This window comes from Kineosporiaceae bacterium, from assembly GCA_016713225.1.
Classification (GTDB): Bacteria; Actinomycetota; Actinomycetes; order Actinomycetales; family Kineosporiaceae; genus JADJPO01.
Window position 1 is genome coordinate 115,916 of sequence record JADJPO010000007.1, and the last position, 20,280, is coordinate 136,195.

The 20,280-nt window shown below is 67.1% G+C and carries 9 protein-coding genes and 2 pseudogenes; 1 reads left to right on the forward strand and 10 read right to left on the reverse strand.

Translation table 11 applies throughout. The features are described 5' to 3' along the window. Positions 1 to 71 precede the first annotated feature (71 nt). From IPK24_22095 to IPK24_22130, 8 genes and pseudogenes are all read right to left on the reverse strand, one after another. Positions 72 to 671, reverse strand: a complete 600-nt coding sequence (locus IPK24_22095) for a hypothetical protein (protein MBK8078169.1) — start codon at positions 669 to 671, stop codon at positions 72 to 74. A gap of 153 nt (positions 672 to 824) precedes the next feature. After that, positions 825 to 1,331 carry a hypothetical protein gene (locus tag IPK24_22100; protein ID MBK8078170.1) on the reverse strand — a complete coding sequence of 169 codons (507 nt, stop codon included), beginning with the start codon at positions 1,329 to 1,331 and terminating at the stop codon, positions 825 to 827. 56 nt (positions 1,332 to 1,387) lie between these two features. Continuing rightward, positions 1,388 to 2,161 carry a hypothetical protein gene (locus IPK24_22105; GenBank protein MBK8078171.1) on the reverse strand — a complete coding sequence of 258 codons (774 nt, stop codon included), beginning with the start codon at positions 2,159 to 2,161 and terminating at the stop codon, positions 1,388 to 1,390. Then, positions 2,161 to 3,801: a hypothetical protein gene (locus IPK24_22110; GenBank protein MBK8078172.1), complete on the reverse strand. Its 1,641-nt coding sequence runs from the start codon at positions 3,799 to 3,801 to the stop codon at positions 2,161 to 2,163. The genes IPK24_22105 and IPK24_22110 overlap by 1 nt, the downstream gene beginning before the upstream one ends. A gap of 27 nt (positions 3,802 to 3,828) precedes the next feature. Continuing rightward, positions 3,829 to 5,637 carry a hypothetical protein gene (locus tag IPK24_22115; GenBank protein ID MBK8078173.1) on the reverse strand — a complete coding sequence of 603 codons (1,809 nt, stop codon included), beginning with the start codon at positions 5,635 to 5,637 and terminating at the stop codon, positions 3,829 to 3,831. 620 nt (positions 5,638 to 6,257) lie between these two features. Beyond that, positions 6,258 to 10,984, reverse strand: a pseudogene (locus tag IPK24_22120) (class I SAM-dependent DNA methyltransferase). After that, on the reverse strand, positions 10,981 to 13,875 hold the full coding sequence (locus IPK24_22125) for a DEAD/DEAH box helicase (protein ID MBK8078174.1): 2,895 nt from the start codon (positions 13,873 to 13,875) through the stop codon (positions 10,981 to 10,983). Before IPK24_22125 ends, IPK24_22120 begins: the two are co-directional and overlap by 4 nt. 50 nt (positions 13,876 to 13,925) lie before the next feature. Further along, positions 13,926 to 16,466 (reverse strand): annotated as a pseudogene (locus IPK24_22130) (DUF262 domain-containing protein). Between the two features lie 521 nt (positions 16,467 to 16,987). Here IPK24_22130 and IPK24_22135 point away from each other — a divergent pair. Next, on the forward strand, positions 16,988 to 18,037 hold the full coding sequence (locus IPK24_22135; GenBank protein MBK8078175.1) for an IS630 family transposase: 1,050 nt from the start codon (positions 16,988 to 16,990) through the stop codon (positions 18,035 to 18,037). On the opposite strand, the gene IPK24_22140 is transcribed toward IPK24_22135, so the two are convergent. Beyond that, positions 18,034 to 19,209: a DUF559 domain-containing protein gene (locus IPK24_22140; GenBank protein MBK8078176.1), complete on the reverse strand. Its 1,176-nt coding sequence runs from the start codon at positions 19,207 to 19,209 to the stop codon at positions 18,034 to 18,036. The two genes, IPK24_22135 and IPK24_22140, sit on opposite strands and share 4 nt — an antisense overlap. A gap of 22 nt (positions 19,210 to 19,231) precedes the next feature. Beyond that, positions 19,232 to 20,257: a DNA2/NAM7 family helicase gene (locus tag IPK24_22145; GenBank protein MBK8078177.1), complete on the reverse strand. Its 1,026-nt coding sequence runs from the start codon at positions 20,255 to 20,257 to the stop codon at positions 19,232 to 19,234. Between the last annotated feature and the right edge of the window lie 23 nt (positions 20,258 to 20,280).

Genomic DNA, 20,280 nt, shown 5'->3' on the forward strand with positions numbered 1-20,280 from the left:
AGGTTACTGTCCAGCAGAACTGGGAGACCGTCAGCGCATTGACTTTTCTTCGACTGATCTGTTGTGGCCGTCTACTCCCAGGTGATCCGAAGCCAGGCTGGCTTGCCTGGTTGGCGCGGTCGCACGTCGTCGCCACCGGCGTTGTCCAGCTCGCCCGCCTCGATCAGACGGTCCAGGAACGCGGTGAAGTCACCGTAGTTGAGCTGTGCTCGGACGGCGGGGTCTAGTCGGTTGTAGAGCACCTGGGGGTTCACCGCGACGCCTTCGATGCCCGCCGAAGCCTGCCGCAGCGGGACGAAGAGTTGGCGATCGCCGCGGTTCAGCCTGACTCGGTCCATGTCCACCAGTAGGGGCAGCACCGCAGGCAGCAGCTGAAGTGGCACCTGATCTGCCCCGATACCGATCAGTCCGGCCCCCACGATCGCCGCCGCGACCGTTGTTCGCACCAGCGAGGCGCCGACGTTGATCCGCCATCCGCCGGGTCTCATATGCAGTTCCCCGGGCGCCTGCGCCGTGTAGCCGAGCAGGATGTCCTCGCAGAGGTCGACCAGGTGCTGGTCCGCTTCGATTCCCAACGGTGTGAACACCTCGGCGAACAGCCAGTCTCGGTCGAACTCGTCGGGAAAGTCGATGACCGCGAGACGGTCGCGGAGTTCGATACTGTCTGTCATTCGGTGTCCCCAGAGGTGAAGGCGAAGAGGCGTTCCTCGAGCACGATATGCGCAGCCGTGAACCGCACGAGCGGCAGATCACCGAGCGTGTCGTCGCGGCAGGCTCTCCCGGCGATGTCCTGTGCCTCGGCGAACCAGAGCAGCAGCGCCGAGCTAGAGGCGGCTGACGGGGGTGAGGTAGAGGCGTGAGGTCGTGGTGCCGTCCTCGATCCGGAACACCAAGAGACGGACGGTGCCAACCCGTCCCTCGACGCCCACGATCGTGTACCTCACTCGCAGATCTGGGTCGCCGAGCCAGCCGCGGATGTTCACCGACGGGCGCAGGTCGCAGAAGACCGTGGCCTGGTTCTGGCTCAGCAGCAGTTGCCAGTGTCGTTGCACGGCCTCGTCGGCCAAGCTGGACATGGCGATGCTGACGATCACGGGGCCGGCGTTGGCCAATTGCCCGAGGTCGAGGTCGGTCACGTCGAGCAGTTCGACGACACCGTCATCCCCCTGGCACCGGAGCACTGCCAGATGGGCGGCATCCCCGATGGGCGCGCCGCGCAGGCGATATTGCTCCAACAGCGCCTGGCGGGGTCGGATAGCCAGGAAGAGGTGGCGACGCGACGCATCCCCGGCGGCCAGCGCACCTGGTGGCGTTCCCGGCGGAAGGGCCACGGCCGGAAGCGGGTCCTCCAGGACCAGAGTTTCGGATTCGACCGACATCAAGGCGACTAACGACGATGCCGGATCGTCTGATGCCGCCCGGATCTCGAGCGCGGAGCGCAATGCGCGGACGGCGTGGAGGTGCCCGTCGTAGGGCAGGGTCGGGCATCCTGCGGTCTCGAGCAGACCCCGGCACCAGTCGTAGCCACCTGACTGAGTTCGGCCCAGTCGGGGTCGTTCTCCTCGGCGAAACGTTCGGGGCTCAGGTCGACGGCGTCACCGGTCCAATCGCCGAGAGCCCCCCACCCGCGAGCGCGCAGGGCCCGTTCCAGGCGCACCAACCGCACGTCCGGGCGCATGGAGTGATCGAGCATTCCCACCGTCAGAGTGGCCGCGTCGATCTGGCCGAGCAGTTCGGCGAGTCCGGCCGGTTGCATACAGGCTCGGGCAAGGCCTTGGCAGGCGTGCATCGCGAGGTAGTCACCCAGGCCCACCGTGCGCAGCTGGGCTCGGCGCAGGTGCCGGACGTATAGCGGGAAGGCTTCGTGCAGTTGTTCACTACCCCAGCCCGCCGGAACGGTCGACATCCAGGTCGCGAACTCCTCGTGGACGCGAGTGCAGTTCCGCTGCATTGCCAGTGTCTCGTTCAGGCCATCGGGATTGTCGTCCCTCACGGCCCGCTCCTGCAGTAGGGCGATCGTGCAGCCGTAAATCGTGGTCATCTGCAGCCGGTCGTGCATCGCCTCGTGGATCGAGGCCACCAGCACCTCATCGGCGTCGGCGTCTTCGCCCACGTCGACCCGCCACCCCCGGCGGTGGTAGAGCCCGGAGATCTCGCGCATCAGAGCCGACCCGATCCGTCGAACCGCAGAAGGTGCTCCGTCCCCACCACGTTGGCGCATACCGCCGAGAGGGTCGGAACCCATTCGGACCAGTCGGAATCGCGCATGACCATGCGCTCGCCCAGCAGGTCCTCCAGCTGTCCGGCCACCAGCTGAACGGTGAGGTCGTCTCCGATCGCGAGCATCACGTGCGGGTGATGCTCGACGTGCCAAGCCAGGGCTTTCAGCGTCGGATCGTCGAGCCCCACGTACACGCCGTGCACGGTGCCGCGATCGCCGAGCAGCCTGCCTGCACCGATCATGCCGAGCAGGCCCACATCGACCAGCACGACGGTGGGCTTGGCGGACATCGCCGGCAGCCAGGCCCGTTGCCATCCCGCCTGGGTGTAGCAGCTCGCGGTGATGCAGTTGGCGGCAACGTGTTCCGCCGGCCAGGGCCGGAGCAGGTCCTGGTAGGCCTCCGGGGAGGGCAACGTGGCGTGAAGCAGGAGGTCGCCACCGGTGCCGTCGTCGACCAGGAGCCGGACGGCGAACACCGGCGAGGACGTCGCCTGCAGCTCGGCCCGGGTGTGGTCACCGAACCCGAAGGCGGCGGCGAGGTGGGCGCCGGTGCGGCCGTGCACGACGAGGAACGGTCGCGCTCCTACCGCACAGAGGCCGAGAACGTCGCGACCGTCCACATCACGACCGACTTCGGCCATTGCTGCCGACCATGGCGCCGGGCGCAGCACGATCTCGGTCGCGGTGAGCAGGCGCTGAACCGATTCCGCGTCGCTGAGCGAGCCCTCGTCGAGTTCATGAGGCAGGGGGATAATGATCCCCTGCGCGGCCGCGGCGACGATCAGCCGTGCCGCGGCCGCCAGGTGCGCATTGGCCTCGATGCACGGGAGCGCCTGGAGTCGTGGTTCGGCGGCCACCAGGTGGTTCACGAATGCGGTCTCCCAAAGTGCCCAGGCAGCGTCCAGGCGGTCGTCGGTCTCATCGAGACCGAGGTCCTCGAACGGTCTGCCTTGCACCCGGGAGAACTCGGCCTCGGCCGCGGCGCAGGCTTGCCTGACGCTGTGCTCCCGGACACCGCTGACGATCGAGAACCGTTGATCGGGGAGCCAGGACGACGGGATCTCGGCCATCGTGATCTTCTCGGGATACCGATCGGTCACCAGATCGATCACCGGCGGGCTCATGCAGAACCGGGCGATCCCGGTCGCTGCCAGATCCTGCCGGTGCCCCGAAGGCACCGGGTCGAGGAGGCGGCGCATGCGCCTGACCAGGGGTCGGTACACCGGGTAGGCGTCGAGCGCCGCCTCGACGTCCACGTGCCGCTGTTCGGCGAGCGACACGGCCATGAAGCTCGCGAACGCCTCGTGCACGATCCGGCAGCAGCCGATCAGCTCACCGAGCAACTCGTCCCAACCGTCATGACGAGCAGCAATATGAATCAGCGCTCCCCACGCGGTGTCGTCGTTCAGCACCTTGTGGTGGATCTCGTGCAGGTGGGTGAGGTGATGCTGGACGACGTCCTTTCCGCGCAGGCTCAGTTCGTAGGCGCGGGGACGATAGCGACCGGACGACTCGCCCGCCTCACCGGCGAACAGCAAGCAACTCTGCTCGTCCTCCGGCGCAGGAACGAGGGGATCCATGTCAACCTGCGTACCCCAGCACCTGCCTCACCTCGCGGTCCCGTAGACGACCGACCGAAGCCCGGTATCGCTCCGGGTGACAGTCGGCGCGCCGTCCGGGCAGGAGTTGATCGTGCGGAAGGTGCCGCCTGGGGCACCAGCCGTGTAGACCGTGATGATCTTCCCCGCCGTCGCCGTGAACGAGATCCTCAGGGTGAGCGAGTCGCCTCCTGAGACGGTCACGCTCCCCGAGGTTGAAGCGGGGTCACCTGAGGCCTGCGCTGTCGCCGAGGCTCGCGCTCGCCCGTTGACCAGCAAGGTCATGTGCGCTGTGACCTCGGCCGCCGGGTCGATCTGAACCATGGCCGAGGTAACGGAGACGGACCCGGACGGCGCGGTGAAGGTCTGCTCCACCGTTCCACCTGGCATGGACAAGGAATTGCCGGGGTTGCCACGGCACATCGCGTAGCCCTTGTTGGCGGAGCCATAGTTGCTGAACAGCTCTCCTGCCGCTGCCTGAACCGGTGGAGGCGGCGCCGGGGTCCCAACGGATCCGACCGAGAACGTGACGCGTCGTCCGGAGGACTGGCCGGTGGCGGTGACGTGCCATGTTGTGCCCACGTCTCCTGGGTCGCACTGCCACCTCAAGGGAAGCGTGCCGCTGGCACTGGCCGTTCCAGGACTCAGGTTCGACACCTCGGGGGAGCTGAAGGTGATCCGCTCACCGGGAGCGGCCCCAGAGAGGGTCCCGAGCGCCCGAGTACCACCATCGCAGCGGAATGGGTTCTCCGAGAGAGATACTGACAGAGGAGATGTTGGTGGCGGATTGCCGGGATCGACGATTGCGCCCAGAGACTTCACCACGAAGGTGATCGCGCGATGCGAGGTCTGACCTGTCGCCGTCACCTGCCACGAGGTACCGACATCCGGCGGATCGCACTGCCATGTCACAGCGACGGTGCCGCTTGCCGTTGCCGTCCCCGACGAGAGCCCCGAGACCTGTGGAGAGGCGAAGGCGACCCGCTCTCCAGCAGCGGCCCCAGAGAGTGTGCCCAGCGGCCGCACACCGCCGTCGCAGCGATAGGGGTTCTCGGAGAAGGACACCGTGAGCGTGCCACCAGGTGGACCCTGGCCGTTCACAGGAGCACCTCCCGCGTTGAGTGCGCTTCGCGCTGGAACGCTCAGCACCTTGGCCGCCCCGGCAACAAAGGAGAGGTCACCGATGGCTTTGCCGGAATCCCAAGAGATCTGAACGAAGGCGATGAGTGCCTTGACGATTTGACGCACCTCAAGAACAGTCAAGATACCGTTGACAGCCAGCCGCCCAGCTGCGAATTCCACATCCCAACTGAAACCCAGCAGGCATCCACTACGAGCGAAGAAGTTGTTCGACTTATTCATGCACTGCAAATAGTCGACGTATACGGAGTCCACCTCCTGGATATAGTCGGTGAACACGGCGGGGATTCCGGTTACCGAGGGCATCTGCCCGTAGGCGATCGAGGCGAGGGCATACTGGCGAGCGATCTCGCCATCGAACGAGACCGAGACCCGACCAATCCCGGCCCCCACCTGCAGACGCATTTGGAAGCCTGGGGCGAGGATGCCTCCGCCAAGCGGAGCGATGAGTGCCGCGGGGAGTTGCGGGACTCCCGCGACCGGCGCCGTCGCGCCCGCCGCGACATCGCCCGACGCTTCGATGAACCCGGGCGTCGAGGTCCTGTTGAGGATGACGAGCGTCGTTCCGTCGAAGCAGGCATGGAATACGAAGTTCGAGGGAATCGTGATACGCCCATCGATCGGCTTGCAGCGTGATGGGTCCAAGCCGCCGGCCTGAGCCCACGGGGCGACGACCAAACTGACGATGCTCAGGCAACACACCAATAGGGCGCACATGGAGTTCCCGAAGGATCTCCACGCACCTCGGCTGTTCTTCATTGACAGGCACTCCCCGTCTGCGTGCCGAGATCGGCCAACGCCCCTACGGCCTGCGCCATCACAGATCGATCGGTCGGAGCCGCGGCGAAGGCAGCAATGCGATTGGCTGCACTCTGGGCCGCCAAAGAGAGTCCGGGCGGTGACTCGCCAGCCGCGATACGAAGTTCTTGGACCCCGCGAGCTACTTTGGCCCGAACTTCACTCAATTCTTCGGCAGACGCCTGGACCGGCAACTGCGGCAGTGCTCGGGCCATACTAGTGATTGGCGCAGAGAAGTATCGCTCGCAGTAGTTTGGGGCATTCTTGCGGACGACATCCGCCGATTCTTCGGGAGCCCCGGCGAGGCGCAGCGACGGGGTCGCCGACGCATTTTCGCTCCCGGGGGTTCCCTGAGTCGAAGAACAACCAGTGATCGCCAGTGCCACGACAACCATGGCAAGTAGTGCATACCTTCGCACAACGGCCCCCAGGCGGGAATTGGCAAGTCGATGAGCACTATGGAAAAGCGCCCTCCGTGCATGAACGGCGAAGCCACGCTATCAACTCTGTGACAGTTCGGCGGACGGATTGGTGAATTGCTCGTGGGCGCGGGTCATGTCGGCCTCACGGTCGAGGGGGTGAAGGGGGAGGACGTAGCGGCCGAGATTAGCCTTCGGACCGTGCTTGGCGTGCTCCTCGAGGACGTCTGCGCTGACCTTGCGGCCGTTCGCGTCGTAGCGGTTGGCGCGTTCGTACTTGCGCAGGACGCCGAACTGGGTGCGGTAGATCGAGCACAGCTCCTCGGCGGTGATGCCGAGCATCACCGCGGCGAGAGCATCGAGTTCGACCAATGCCTGGCGGCGGTCGAAGTCTTTGCGCAGTGGGGTCGCCATGGTCCACCCCGCGGTCACGTCGCCGAGCGGGGCGGGGCGGTATGGCCGATCCTCGGACGGCGGGGCGAGGGTCCAGGCGTCGTCGCGCCACGAAGGGTCCCACAGTTCCTCCCACAGCGGAGCGTACGCCCTGGTCAGGCAGTTGAGCCGCAGCGCGCGGAGGATCACTTGGGGCACCAGCGGGTGGTCGGCCGGATGCGGGAGTCGTTCAACGATGTCGACCTTGATGTGACCCTTGCCAGACACCTTGATGAGGAAGTCTGTAGGAAGCGAAGCCCACATACCGGCCGCAAGGGCCAGGTCACGGGCTTCTGCTCGCAGGGTCCGTACATTGTCAACGTGAGTCGGTCCTGGAGGTAATAATGCCGCGAAGAGCGTGCGGACTGTCGATGAATCGGCTTGATCGCGCCAGGCCAAGCGAAAGAAGTCGGCTGAGTTCTGACCGTCCCAGTGAGGGTAGCCGGCGAGGAACTCCGGGATCGGCATGGCCGGCTGGTAGGACGTCCGCGGGATCGCGCTCTCAGGCAATGCCTCAAGATGCCATCTGTCGTAGTCCTTGTTGCTCTTCATGCTGGGTCGAGCTTGCTGGGCGAGGGGGGTGGCGACCGCGAAGTGAGGGCCCTGCAGAATCGCGTCTGACCACTTCTCTGGCACAGCCGAAGCCGCCCGAAAATAGCCGCGATCGCAATCGGTCTTCTCATTCCACCCAGACGTCCAGCGGAAACTCGTCTCAGCAAATCTCGACGAAATGGCGAGTTTTCCCAAGACTGCCTGGCTCGACGCGTTCACCGGCCGAAGGAGGCGCGCCTGCGCGGCCGCTGTACCAGGCTCGTCGATCAGAGCAGCCCAGTTCGCAAGCACCGTCTCGTCTACCGTGACGACGCGACTCAAGTGCGGACGGACGTCCATTGCGTCGACGTCGTCTTTAACCCGGGGCTCAGCTCCCGAGCCGTCATGAATCAGAGATTTGTCCACGGTGGCAGGATGATAAAGAGAGCATGCGCTCAAGAACGATGGCCGGCGGGGTTGGCTGTAAACCGAGACCCCATATTCTCGGGTATTCATGATCTCGAAAAGCTTGAACTCGTTGCGGAACTGCCAATGGCGGCGGAGACGGCGATAAGTCTCCTCGCGCAGGTGGCCAGCGCGGGCTTCGGTGAAGTGGGACTCAGGGTGGATCAGCCCGACTACACCCTCCGGCGCCATGGAGCGCCACGTGCGGTCCATAAAGCAGCGATAGAGATCGGGCCGCAAGCCAGTCAACACGGGTCGGTCGATGTCACTACCGAGGTGCGCGATGGTCCCGACGTTGGAAGCGCGTTCGGTGAGGTATCGATGGAGCCGGGCGTCGTCCTCGAGCACTCGGGCCCCGACGGACGGCTTGAACGCCAGGGTGAACCACGGGTCGTCCTCAGCGAGCGTGGTGTCGTCTTCCCAGTCGGGGCGCACCCAGGGCGGGTTGCCGACCTGCAGGTCAAAGCCTCCTCCACCAGGCTGACCGGAGGCGAAGACTGGTGCGAAGTCGAGCTGCCAATGAAAGAAGCCCTCGCGCTCGGCGAGCCGGCGGCACTCGGCGAGCCAGGGGTGCTTGTCCAGCACCACGTCGACCGACGAGGCGCCGCTGAGCTGGCGGTCCAGCTTCTCCTGCTCGTTCACCGAGTCCCAGGTGAGCTCCTGGCTGAACAGAGGCCTCTCCGGTCGGACCCCGGTGTCGTGGCGTCCCCGCCGCTCTGCCTTGGGCGGCTCGATGCCGCCGCGACCTAACAACGCCTCCACCCCGTCGAGCCAGGCCTCCCAGTCCGGGGGTCGACCGACGCGGTCGTCTCGTCGTCCGGGTCGCCGAGGTAGCGGTGGTCTTTGACATCGGGCAGCACCGGCCAGAACCACAGCGCGCACCAGGCATCCATCACCAGCCGCAGCCGCTGATAGGCGCCGGCCGGGTCGGCGAGCGACTGCTCGATCTGCTCCCGGCTGACCACCTGTCCCCCGGGCGGCCCGGAGGTCAGTTGCTCAGGAGCACCCCAGACGTCGATCGCCCGCCGGGACTGATCGTGGGCGATCTCAAGTCGCAGCGCCGCCAGCTGCCACAGTGTCTCCACTCGCTGGGCCAGCGCGGCCAAACGCTTGGGCCCGTCCTGGGTGGCATCCCTGTTTCTGGGCGGGGCCTTCCGGATCGCCGTCCGCCATTTCTTGAGGGCCTCGACCCGCTGCGGCGCGAACTCCTTGGCCTCGTTGGCGTCCACGGCCGCACCCCAGCCGTGGGATGGCAGTAGGAAGTGGTGCACCTCGCCGTCCAGGAGCCGTTCGCTGAGCGGGCGCTCACCCGGGACCTGCTTCCACCACAAGGCTTTCGCGTAATCCGCCGCCCGGTACACCGCGCGGCGCGCACCGATCAGGGAGTTGCCGCGGCGCAGCCGCAGCCCGAACCACGGTGCCTGCAGCCCGGGGTGCACGCTGGCCAGCCACAGCGAGATCTCGGCCAGCTCGACCGCGGTGTCGTTGAGGTCGACCCCGAAGCAGTTGTGCAGCGCGAGATAGGCCTTCACCTTCTGCCGCTGCGCGGGCATGTCCGCCGGGTCGATGGCCTCACCCCGCTCGGCCTGCGCGCGTTTCAGGTACTCGGTGGCGATCTGATCGATGGCCTCGACGAGGAAGGCACCCGACCCGAGGGCCGGTTCGCAGATCCGCCAGCGCAGCAGGTCGGCTGCGGGCGTGATCCGGGGCTCGCCGTCAGGGTCGTCATGGTCGGGCTGGTCGAGTAGCTCGGCCAGGGAATGCCGCACCACGCAGGCGGTGAGCACCTGCGGGGTGTAGTAGGACGCCGAGCGCTGCCGATCCCGCCCGGAGAGGCGCAGCATATACTCCCCGCGCCGGTAGACCACGGCCTTGGTCTCGCCGGTGTCCGGGTCCAGCCGGAGCACCCGATGCGTCGGGTCGATGCCGCTGCCGTCGAACCCCGCGGCGGGCACCAGCCATGAGCCCTTCTCCGGGGCGCCGTCTTTGGCCACCTCGTACAGGTCGGTCTCGGCGATACGCCCGGTGTAGGACATCAGACCCTCGTACACCGCGCCGAGCTGGTTGATGCCGAGTTGGGCGTAGGAGACGAACCCGCGCTCACGCTTGGCCTGCCGCGCGGTCAGCAGCAGCCGGCTCAGCACCCGTTGCAGGGCAGCGTTGCCCAGCCCCACCTCATCGATCAGCGCGGTCGCGCTGGGCCGGAACAGATCCGAGCGCAACGCCTCGATGACGATGGAGTCCGCGCCGCTGTCCGAGGGGGCGTGCCCGCCCTCGACGAGGGTGAACAAGCGGCCGAGCGAGGCGTAGAGGTGCCGTCCACCCCGGGCCTTCTGCGAGGTGAGGTCGACCAGGCACAGGTCACGCAGCCGGTCCAGGCCGTAGCCGTCGCGATAGTCGGGGTCGCCGACGGGCAGTACCCCCAATTCGGGGTGCGCCTCGGCATACAACAGGAACAGGATCCGGTAGAGGTAACGCAGGCTCTGTCGCGTCAGCTGCCGGGGCAGGTCCGGCACCGCGTCGTCGGTCAGCCCGCTCGCCCGGCGCCGGTGCAGCACCTCCGTGGCCAGGTACTCGATCGAGGCTCGGACGCCTTCGCGCAGGTCCTTGGACACGCCGACCGCGTGGGTGACCGCGTCGGTGAGCATGTCGAGGAAGCCGCAGGACCCGTCCGCTGCGGGCAGCAGTGCCTGGTCGCCGATCAGGGCAGCGATCGTCTCCAGCTCACCGGCGGCCCGCTGATCGCGGCGTTCACCCGCCGTGGCCAGATCGACGGCGAGCCAGCGCCCCTCGGCCCACCGGGTCCGTTCGGTCACCAGCAGCCAGCCCCCGGCCTGGACGGCGACCAGCGGCGGCGGGGCGGGATGGGTGGCGAGCAGCAGCTCCGAGATCGCCTGTGCCGTGGTCGATCGCAGCTCGGGCGCGCCGTCGCGGGTGAGCGGGTCGAGCAGGGCGCCGGCAGCGTCGCCGTCCAGCACGTCCTCGACGGTGGTCGCATCGTTGGCCTGCAGCACGACCAGGTGCAAGCCCGCTCGCCGTCCGGTGGACAACGGCGTCGAGGGTCAGGTCGACGGCCCACGTTCGAAGGCCAGCGTGGTGCGGGGGGCGTCGATGCCCAGGGCGGCACGCACCCGGGAGTAGAGGTCGAGCAGGGCCTCCTTCCGGGCACCGTCGCGTGGGCCTGCGTCCCGCAGCCGGGCCAGGTCTGTGGCGATCTGCGCTCCCAACGTGCGCAAACCCGTTCGGGGCGTGTGCTTGTCGTAGGACTCCAGTTCCGCCCACTGCTTGCGGACGGCGCGAACCCGGGCGTCGAACTCGGCGGTCAGGTAGTGATCGCTGATCAGGTCCTGCCCGATGACGATCGAGTCGAAGCTGCTCATCGCGCCGTCCCGTCGGTGGGCAGGATCACCAGTAGCGGCCTGATCAACGACTGGCCGGACGCCAGCATGTCCTGGGCGAGCTGCTGGGCCGCGGTTCCGTGCTCCTCGATCCCGCGCCGGATCCTGGACGCCACGCCCGGCGCCGACCGTGCAGCTCGGGCCTCGCTGGCGTGACGCCAGGCCCGAATCCGCCCGGCGGCGTCCCGCAATGGGTCAACCACGCCGGTGATCCGTTCGTTGTGGATGAAGGCCAGGTGCTCACCCATCCGCTCCACCGCCTGTGGGATCAGCCAGTCCCAGTCGTCCTCGATCGGATCTGCCGGGTTGATCGCGTCAGGGCCGATGCCGGCGGCGCGAACGACGTCCAGCCCGTCGCCGCCTTGGACGACCAGGCTGCCCGGGCCGTCCAGGGCCGTCACGGCGTTGATCGTGTGCAGCAGCACCTGGCCGCGGGCGTTGTGCAGGACGCCCTGTACGAGGACTGTCGGGCCGAGGACGTCGCCGCGCACTGCCGGGACCTCCCCACGTTGCAGTCGGGCCAGGGCCCGGGCGGTGGCCCACTCGAGCACAGGGTGCAGGGGCGAAAGGTAGTGCGCCTGCGGCCACAGGCTCTCCGAACCGCGGCGACGGGCGTCGATCAGGCTCTGCTCGCCGACCGCGGTCGAGGTGGCAAGCAGGACGCGATCACGGACGCCTCGTTCGGCGACATAGTCCTGCGGCAAGAAAGCGAGCCGCGACCGCAGATCCGGCGGGGGCGTCAGTTCGACCAACCGCCGGTCGGGGTACTCCTTCCAGCCGACGCCCCCTGCCTGCACGGACGCCGAGGGGTTGGGGTAGACCTCGGCCAAGGCCTCACGCAAGTACTCCAGGTCCGAGCGGAACAGCCCCGGCGGATCGACCGTAGCCACCTCGTCGTTGTCCTGTTCGGTCTGTTCTCCGATCAGGGAGAACAGTTCTTCGAACGACAGCCCGCCAGCCGCATCGTCGGCATCCGTTGCCCCCGTGTGGCCATTCGCCCGTGGGTCGGGCACCACCTCGTCCAGGTCGCGGTGCTCGTCCAGCGCGCGCGCCACGGCCTCCTCCTCGGCACCGACGTCGTGCAGGCGCATCAGGGACGCCGCGTCGCCGAGGGCACGGTGCGCGGCGTCCTCCTTGGCGAGCAGGCGGGTCAGGACCCGGACGTCCGCGGAGAACTCGCCGTGGCTGCTGGTGGCCAGGAGCGCGGCGATCTGCGGCGCCTCGGTCTGCCCGTACCGGTCGATCCGGCCGTTGCGTTGTTCGATGCGGATCAGTGACCACGGCAAGTCGATGTGCACGAGGTGGTGGCAGTGCTGGTGCAGGTTGATGCCCTCGCTGGCCATGTCACCGGCGAGCAGGACCCGGATCGGGCTGTCGGTCAGGCCGAAGGACTCGATGACGGCCTGCTGGGTGTCGTCGGGCAGGTTGCCCTGCAGGACGGCGACCGCGACCGCGGGCAGGCCGAGCTGCTCCGGGAGTGCAGCCTCGAGCCAGGCGAGCGTGGCCAGGCGCTCACTGAAGCAGACGACCCGGGTGTCGGAGCCTCGGCCGACACCGATCCGCCGCAGGTAGTCGACCAGGACATCGAGTTTCGCCGGCCCGGTGTCGATGGCCACGGCGGCGAGGTCCTCCAGCTCGACCAGTGCCCGCTGCTCGTCGTCCGTGGTTGCCGTGAGGCGTTCAGCACGGGCCAAGGTGGCCCGCCGGTTGCGGGCCGTCTCGGCCAGGGCCTGCGGGGAGGACAGGAACGCCTTGGCGAGGGTCCAGGGGAACAGTGCGGCGCCGCGACGGGTCACCGCCGTCGTGCCGAGCGTGGCGTTCGGCGCGAGCCAGGTCTGCCACAGTTCGTCGACGATCGCCTCCTCGGCTGGAGTGAGGCCGACGGTGATCAGCCTGGGCTCGCCGCGTTCGGCCCAGTGGTGACCGACCTCACGTTCGACGTCCGGCGAATGCCGATGCCGCCGGATGAATAACCGGGCGATGTCCGCCACCGTGTAATCGGCCGGGTCGACGATCGCGGTGGGATCGAGCAGGTCGATGAGGGTGGCGAACGACTCCGGCTTGCCGTTGTGCGGCGTGGCCGAGGCGAGCAGCAGCGCCTCGGTGTTCGGGGCGAGGGTGCGGGCCAGGCCGTAGTTCTGGGTGCCGGTGTTGGTGAGGTTGTGCGACTCGTCGATGACCACGACGTCCCAGCGTTGGCTGGTCAGGTGCGCGCGGTAGCGATCGGACTTGAGGGTGTCGACGGACACGATCACCTTGGGGTAGTAGGTGAACGGGTTGCGGGTGGCCGGCAGCTCCTGGCGGATGCGCTGGATGCCGGCCGAATCCAAGCGGATCAACGGGATCGCGAACCGTGCCCACAGCTCGCGCTGCATCTGCTCGAGAACGTGGCGAGGGGTGACGACCAGGATGCGCTCCGCCCGGCCCCGACGGGCCAACTCGGAGATCACCATGCCGATCTCCAGGGTCTTGCCGAGCCCCACCGCGTCAGCGATGAGTAGCCGTGGTCGCAGGTTCTGCAGGCTGAGCGCCTTCATCACGGCCTTGCGCTGGTAGGTGAGCGGGTCGAGCAGCATCCGATGCGCCACCGTCAGCCCTTGGGTGTGCAGGGGGACGGGTGTCTTGCGCAGCATCGCCTCGACCCACAGCCGGCTGCGCCGATAACCCGGCGAGTCATCGGCCACCATGCGGGCGTTGGCCGGGTCGAGGACCTCCAGGTCGGGTTCGAGCTCGGTCAGGAACGTGGCCGTGGTGTCCCGGACCAGTTCACTGAGCCCCCGACAGGTCAGCCGCCACCCGTCGGCGCTCAGGCCGACTGTCTCGACCAGCCACTCCTCGTCTCGGACGACGACCACGCTGCCGATAGCGGGGATGGTGGTCGACTTGGGGTGATCGGTCGCTGGGTCGGCGACGGTCCTGGTGGTCACTGCGCCGAGTGGCAGGTGTCGATGAACCAACGCAGGACGTCGAGGATGGCACCGCGCCGCTCGGCGTCGGCGAGCACGTCGAGGGCGAAGGAGGCGCAGCCCGAGCTTGCTCTCCGGGAGAGTGATCCCGTCGACGGTGTTGAGCCGCCTCCGCAGCTCATTGCGCAGGGACGCGTCGTCGAAGGGGGCTCTGGCCTTGAGGTATTGGAAGACCACCTCGGCCTTGCCCTGCACCGGGTACAGCGCCAGCGGCCAGATGTCGTCGCCCTGCCCACTGTCGGCCCGGTCGTACACCAGGAAGCAGCTGGTCTCGTCGGCTCGCCCGAATGACACTCGCCCGCCCAGCGCCGCCCAGCCATCGATCGCCGTGAGCACTCCCTTGGCGGTGTCAGGCGCCTGGGATTCGGTGAGCCGCGCGGAGAAGCTCTCCGCGGTACCTCGTCTGCCGGCGTTGCCAGTGGCTACGGGTTGGGTCGACGCCTCGGACTCGACGTCGAGGCCGGCCAGTTCGGCCAGTTCTGCCGCTCCGATGTGTTGGGTAGGGTCGGCTCGGCCAGAGGGGTCGAACCGGACTCCCTCGGCGATGAGCGCCTCCTGCTGACTGTCGGTGCGGCTGCTGCCGGGATACCACCGGAAGCCGGGCGAAAAGGTGCCCCCGGCCTGCAGCACGCGGTGCCCGTTCGGTACGTGGTGCGTGGCAATCCGCTGCCCCACAGGGACGGCGTGACTACCGAGGACCTGGGCGAGGTCGCCGTACGTCGTCCACGCCCCGGCCGGCAGTTCGGCAAGCACCCGGTTCAGCAGCCCCCACGACGCGCCGACCTCTTCCTCCTGCTCCGCCGTGGGATCGGGGCCTGGCCAGATCTCGATGATCCGGCTGGCCAGGTCATCCGCGCGGCTCAGAATCTGGTGACGAGACCAGGTCTCGTGCAGGGCGACGGCTTGGTTCATGAACAGGCCGCTGTGTGCCAGCTTCTCCCGCTTCTCGGCGAACGGCCGATTGCCGAGCGAAGAGTTGTACCCAGAGAGAGTGAGATTGCCCAGGGTGTGCAGGAGCGAGTCGTAGACCTCCGACGGGTTCTCCCCGATTCGAGGCCCGCTTGGAGCATGTCCCGCCAGACTGGCGTCAGCGTTTGGGGCAGGACGTGTTCGATCGTGCAGGCCTGCGGGTCAACCGGCTCCTTGCTGCCGTAGGTCCGCTCCAGCCAGGTGAGCACGAGTTTGCGCTGCGCGGTGCGGCCGGAGAAGTAGAACGAGTTCGACCTTGCCCCCTGGCGCACCTGCTCGTCGGTGGCGAAGAACTTCCGACCGGTGGACAGGTAGCGGCGAAGGGCCGCATCCACGGGGGACGCCCCGGCGATCTGCGGCACGGCGGCGAGCAGGATGCGGTTGAGGTTGTTCGTGGCCCGACCAATGATCATTCGGCGAATGAGGAAGCTCTCGACATAGAGCATGGCCGAGGCGATCTCGTCGCTGCTGGCCTGGCCGCTGACGCGCCGATCGAGCAGGTGCAGCAGAAGCGGGTAGACCGTGGTCGTGCCCCATGTCTGCAGTCGGGACAGGCGCTCACGGACCGCCGGGTCGCTCTCTCGCTCCGGGTTGAGGATCAGCTCCAACAGCTCGGAAAGCCGGTGGAAACGGTGCATCTCCTCGGCGACCGATGCCTCGTCCGACAGGGTGTCCAAGCGGACGACCTGGGCACGGTAGGTGTCCCGCTGGTTGACCGCGTCATCGCGCTGGACGGCGTCCAGCCAGAACAGCAGCTCGAGCTGATCATTGGTCAGTCGTCGCTGCAAGGGAAGCCAGACGGTGTCGTAGAGCACCTCGCCGCGGGTCGGCAGGCGCATGAACAGGTAGTTCCGCAGCAGGTCGCCTTGGGTCAGCTTCAAGCCGGTGTTGTTCAACGATTCGAAGATCCGGTAGACGTTGTCGTCCTGGGCGGTGGTCACCGAGACCAGAGTGAGACCGGAGAGTACGGCCTCCTCCAGCCGCTCGATGTCCTCGGCGTCGTCCGGGTCGTCGTGGTCCACGAGGCGAGCGGCGAAGAAGCGGTAGGCCTCGCCGATGCTGTCCGCGCTGCCTGCACCGACGCCTCCGTCAATGCACGCGAGGTAGGAGACACGGTCGGCCTGGGTGGGCAGCAGCTTCAGCCGCTCGTCACCCTTGCGCCACTTGTTGATCAAGAACTGCTCGTCGATACGGGCCTGGTGATCTGCTGATTCGGTATCAGCTCGGTGATCACGCAGGGCCGCAAGGAGCAGGGTCAGGGTCGTCAGTCGCTGCTGGCCGTCCACCACGAGGTAGCGGGACAGACCCGCGGGCCCGATATCACCGGTGAGAGCCAGGACCAGGGACCCCATGAAGTGAGTGGCCCCACCGCCGTCACGTTCGCGATCTTCAGCTAGCTGGATGACGTCGTCCCAGAGCCGGGCGAGCTGCTCCTTCTTCCAGGCATATGTGCGCTGATACAGCGGCACCTGGTATTGCTTGGTCCCCTCCAACAGCTCGCGCAGACTGGTCTCGACCGCCTTGACCACGTCGCTATCCTCTCCATCCCCAGATTGACTCACGTCCATGCGTGGCAGGGGGACTCAACCGAGGTGCATGGTCAAAGACCATCACCCGTCGGTCCGACCCGCCCTGCAGCGCCCGTTCCAGTTGTCGGATCGCCCCCGCACGATCCTAGGAGGCTACTCAACGTGGACGTCGGCACACCGAGCGATCTGATATTCGGCGCCGTCGTGCTCCAGAACGCCCGATGATCGAGTGGGCGTCATGGCTGGCTCACCGAGCCCCCGGGGGGGTGGACCCACCAGATCATGATCTGGGTCGTCGCCGCGAGGGAACCGCGCGTCCCGGCGTGTAGATCGCGCTAGCAGGCAGGCAGCGCAACGACGTCGGGCGCCAGTGCGGTTCCTTCCCGCAGCCGCAAGCCGTCAAGGCCGCCTGAGCGGCGATCATGCCCGTCATCCACCAAGGTCTAGTGCCCCGCGTGGTTAGTTGATAGACGCTTCGGGTGTTGGGATGCTGGGGTATGGCGAATCGTCCTGCCCCGGCCTTGATCTTGCGTGAGGGTGACCGAGCGGAATTGGTCCGGTTGACCCGTGCCACGTCGGTGCGGGCGGGGTTGGCGCTGCGGGCGCGGATCGTGCTGCTCGCCTCCGAGGGCGCCTCGAACACGGTGATCGCCGAGCGGGTCGGGGCGACCAGGACCACGGTGATCGGGTGGCGTCACCGGTATCAGGCCAACGGGATCACCGGCTTGGACGACGAGCCACGCTCGGGCAAGCCGCGGGTGATCGACCGGGCGAAGGTGATCGCGGCGACGTTGGCTCCGCCGCCGAAGAAGTTCGGGGTGACGCACTGGTCGAGCCGGTTGCTGGCCCGCCATTTGAAGATCTCCGACCATTCGGTGGCCACGATCTGGCGGGAGGCCGGCGTGCAGCCCTGGCGCAGTGAGTCGTTCCGGTTCTCCACCGACCCGGAGCTGGTCGCCAAGGTCACCGACGTGGTCGGGCTGTACTTGAACCCGCCGGAGAACGCGGTCGTGCTGTGTGTGGATGAGAAGTCCCAGATCCAGGCCCTGGACCGGACCGCCCCGATCCTGCCCATGCAGCCGCACCTGATCGAACGCCGGTCGCACGACTACGTCCGGCACGGGACCTCCACCTTGTTCGCGGCGTTGGAGATCGCCACCGGGCAGGTCACCGCGGCCTGCAAGCCGCGCCACCGCCACCAGGAGTTCCTGGCCTTCCTCAAACAGGTCGCCCGCGCCCATCCCGAGGTGGAGCTGCACCTGGTGATGGACAACTACGCCGCCCACAAGCACGCCGCGGTGAGGGACTGGCTGGCCGCGAACCCGCGGGTCATCGTGCACTTCACCCCCACGCACGCGTCGTGGATGAACCTGGTCGAGGTCTGGTTCTCGATCATCGAACGGCAAGCCATCCACCGCGGCACCTACCGCTCCGTCAAAGACCTCAACGCCAAGATCCGCGCCTTCATCGACGGCTGGAACGACCGCTCCCACCCCTTCACCTGGACCAAGACCGCCGACCAGATCCTCGCGAAAGCCAACCGTCGGATCACTTCAAACGCAGGGCACTAGCGACTCTCACGGAGCAGGCGGGTCACGCTGCGATAGGTGGTGGCTTCCTGCGACTGTGGCGAGAAGTACTGCACCAGGAATTCACCGTGGTGGTCGCTCGCAGGTACGCGGAGGTCCTGTCCCTCTCGTGCCGCTCGCACGATGGCCTCGGCCTCAGGATGTTTCAGCCATGCCACGATCCGTGCTCCACGCGCAGCAGAGGTCCGTTGGAGTTCCACGTTGGACCGGTATTTGATCGCTTCCTTGGAGTGGTCCGCGTGGTACCGCGCCCACCCCACGACACGTTCCTGGCCATCCCGGACAGGGACGTCCCGGCGTGAGTGATGAGCCTGCAGGGCCGCCTCTGCCTCGTGCGGGCGGATCCAGCCCACGAGGCGGTGACCGTATGGAACCGGAACCAGAACGCGATGGGGATTGGATGCCGATGGGTCGGGTTGGGATTGATCGGGTGTCTCACTCGATGGTGTCGTGCCCTCGAGCGTTGTCGTGGTGGACTCCACAGCCTCGGTGTCCCAGCCGGCCGGGGCAGACTCGACACCTGGTTCGGACGCCGCGATCGGCTCAATCTTGGCCAGGACGGCGGGCCCTTCCAGCGGCTCCTGGTGGGCATCGATAGCGACACCGGATTCTGTACTGGACGGGGCAGGGGCTTCCTCTGGTTCAGCACGTTCCGCTGGGTCCGTTGGCACGGCTTCGGGGAGGGGCGGCACCGTGACCACCGGTACGGGGCTCTTGGTCTGGCCAACATCCGACGCCGGATCGATACCCAGGCGGTCGAGCCGCGTCCAGAGGGCGTCGAGAGCTGCGTGGGGCGAGCGGTAGTAGGTGGAGGCGAGGACGCGCCAGAACTTCCAGCCCAGCCGCTCGAGGACCCGCTGTCGTCGCAAGTCGCCGTCCCATTGTTCTGGTCCATGAAAACGGTCGCCGTCGCACTCGATCGCGAGGCGATCTCGCTCCCCGTGGACGACCATGTCGATGCGGTAGCTACCGACGCGGTGCTGAACGCTGACCTTGTACTGGCGTTGAAGCAGGTGGGTGAGCACGACACGTTCGAATCCGGATTCGCAGCGTTCCAGAAGGTCTGTCGTCTCCTCCCTGCGATTCGCCGCGTCTCGGACGTACTCAATCAAGGCACGCCGTTGGTCGTCCTGATGCAGAGTGGCCGGGTCCACCGTATGGAATACCCATAGCTGATCACGGGCACGTGGAGGCGGCCACGTTGACCCGCTGCTTGTCGCCTGAACGGGTGGCGGCGTAGCCGTGGTCGTCTGCCACCACGCTGACGAAGACGACGTCGCGCTCGTCGCCTTGAAATGCCGACGGGTTGCCCACTCGGAGCTGACGTCGCTGGAACTCGTCGAGCCCAAGCCTCTCCACGAGCATGTTCTCGATCACCCGCGACTGGGGTCCTGACTGGAGGGTGACTACTCCGAAGCTGGCACCGTCATAGGCGGGTTGGGAAGCGCAGCGCACGACCTGGTCGACCAATGCCTCAGCTTCGGGACGGTTGACTCGGCTGGACGAGGCCCCTGTGCATGCCCCGTTCGGCACCGGGATGGCACGCAGGACGGCGCCGATGCCGTCTCTGGTGCGCTCCCGGAGCGGCAGGATGCGGTGGTCGTAGTAGCGGTTGCTGAACTGGATGATGTCGGTCACGCACCGGAAGTGCTCGCGCAGCATGATGACGTTGGGGAAGGCCCGCTCGGCGATGCCGTAGAGGCTCTCGTCGACGGTGAGCAACGCCTTCTGCGGGACGTCGGAGAGGTAGATGTCCTGCAGCTGCATCACCCCGCTTCGGTCGATGCCGACGGCGGCCGGACTGGTCTGCTTGTCGTCGCCAACGACGATGCACTTGCGGCCCAACGCGAGGACTCCGACCGAGAGCAGGTCGCATTGGCTGGACTCGTCGACGATGACGACGTCGAACAGCTCACTACGTCGGGGGTCGAAGTTCTCGATGACGCGGTGGATCGGCATGATCCAAATGGGGACAGCTCCCATTGCCTCAGGCAGCTGTTCCCGAGCCTGTTCGACCCAGTGTGGGGCGTACTTGCCGGTTCCCTTGCCGACCTTGGCAAGTGCCCTGAGCCACCCGGAGAGAGCGCGTCGCTGGTTGTCCTTGAGGTTGTGCTTGAGCCCGATGGCGGCGGAGCGTTTCGCGAGATCAATGACGGTCTCCGAGAGCTGGACCCGCTGGGTCTCACTGCGGCGCTGCAACACCTCCAGCTCCCCGTGAGCGTGAA

Bases quoted from the DNA above. Each gene is read 5' to 3' on its own strand.
- IPK24_22095 (MBK8078169.1), bottom strand. From the start codon at position 671: ATGACAGACAGTATCGAACTCCGCGACCGTCTCGCGGTCATCGACTTT.
- IPK24_22105 (MBK8078171.1), bottom strand. From the start codon at position 2,161: ATGCGCGAGATCTCCGGGCTCTACCACCGCCGGGGGTGGCGGGTCGAC.
- IPK24_22110 (MBK8078172.1), bottom strand. From the start codon at position 3,801: ATGGATCCCCTCGTTCCTGCGCCGGAGGACGAGCAGAGTTGCTTGCTG.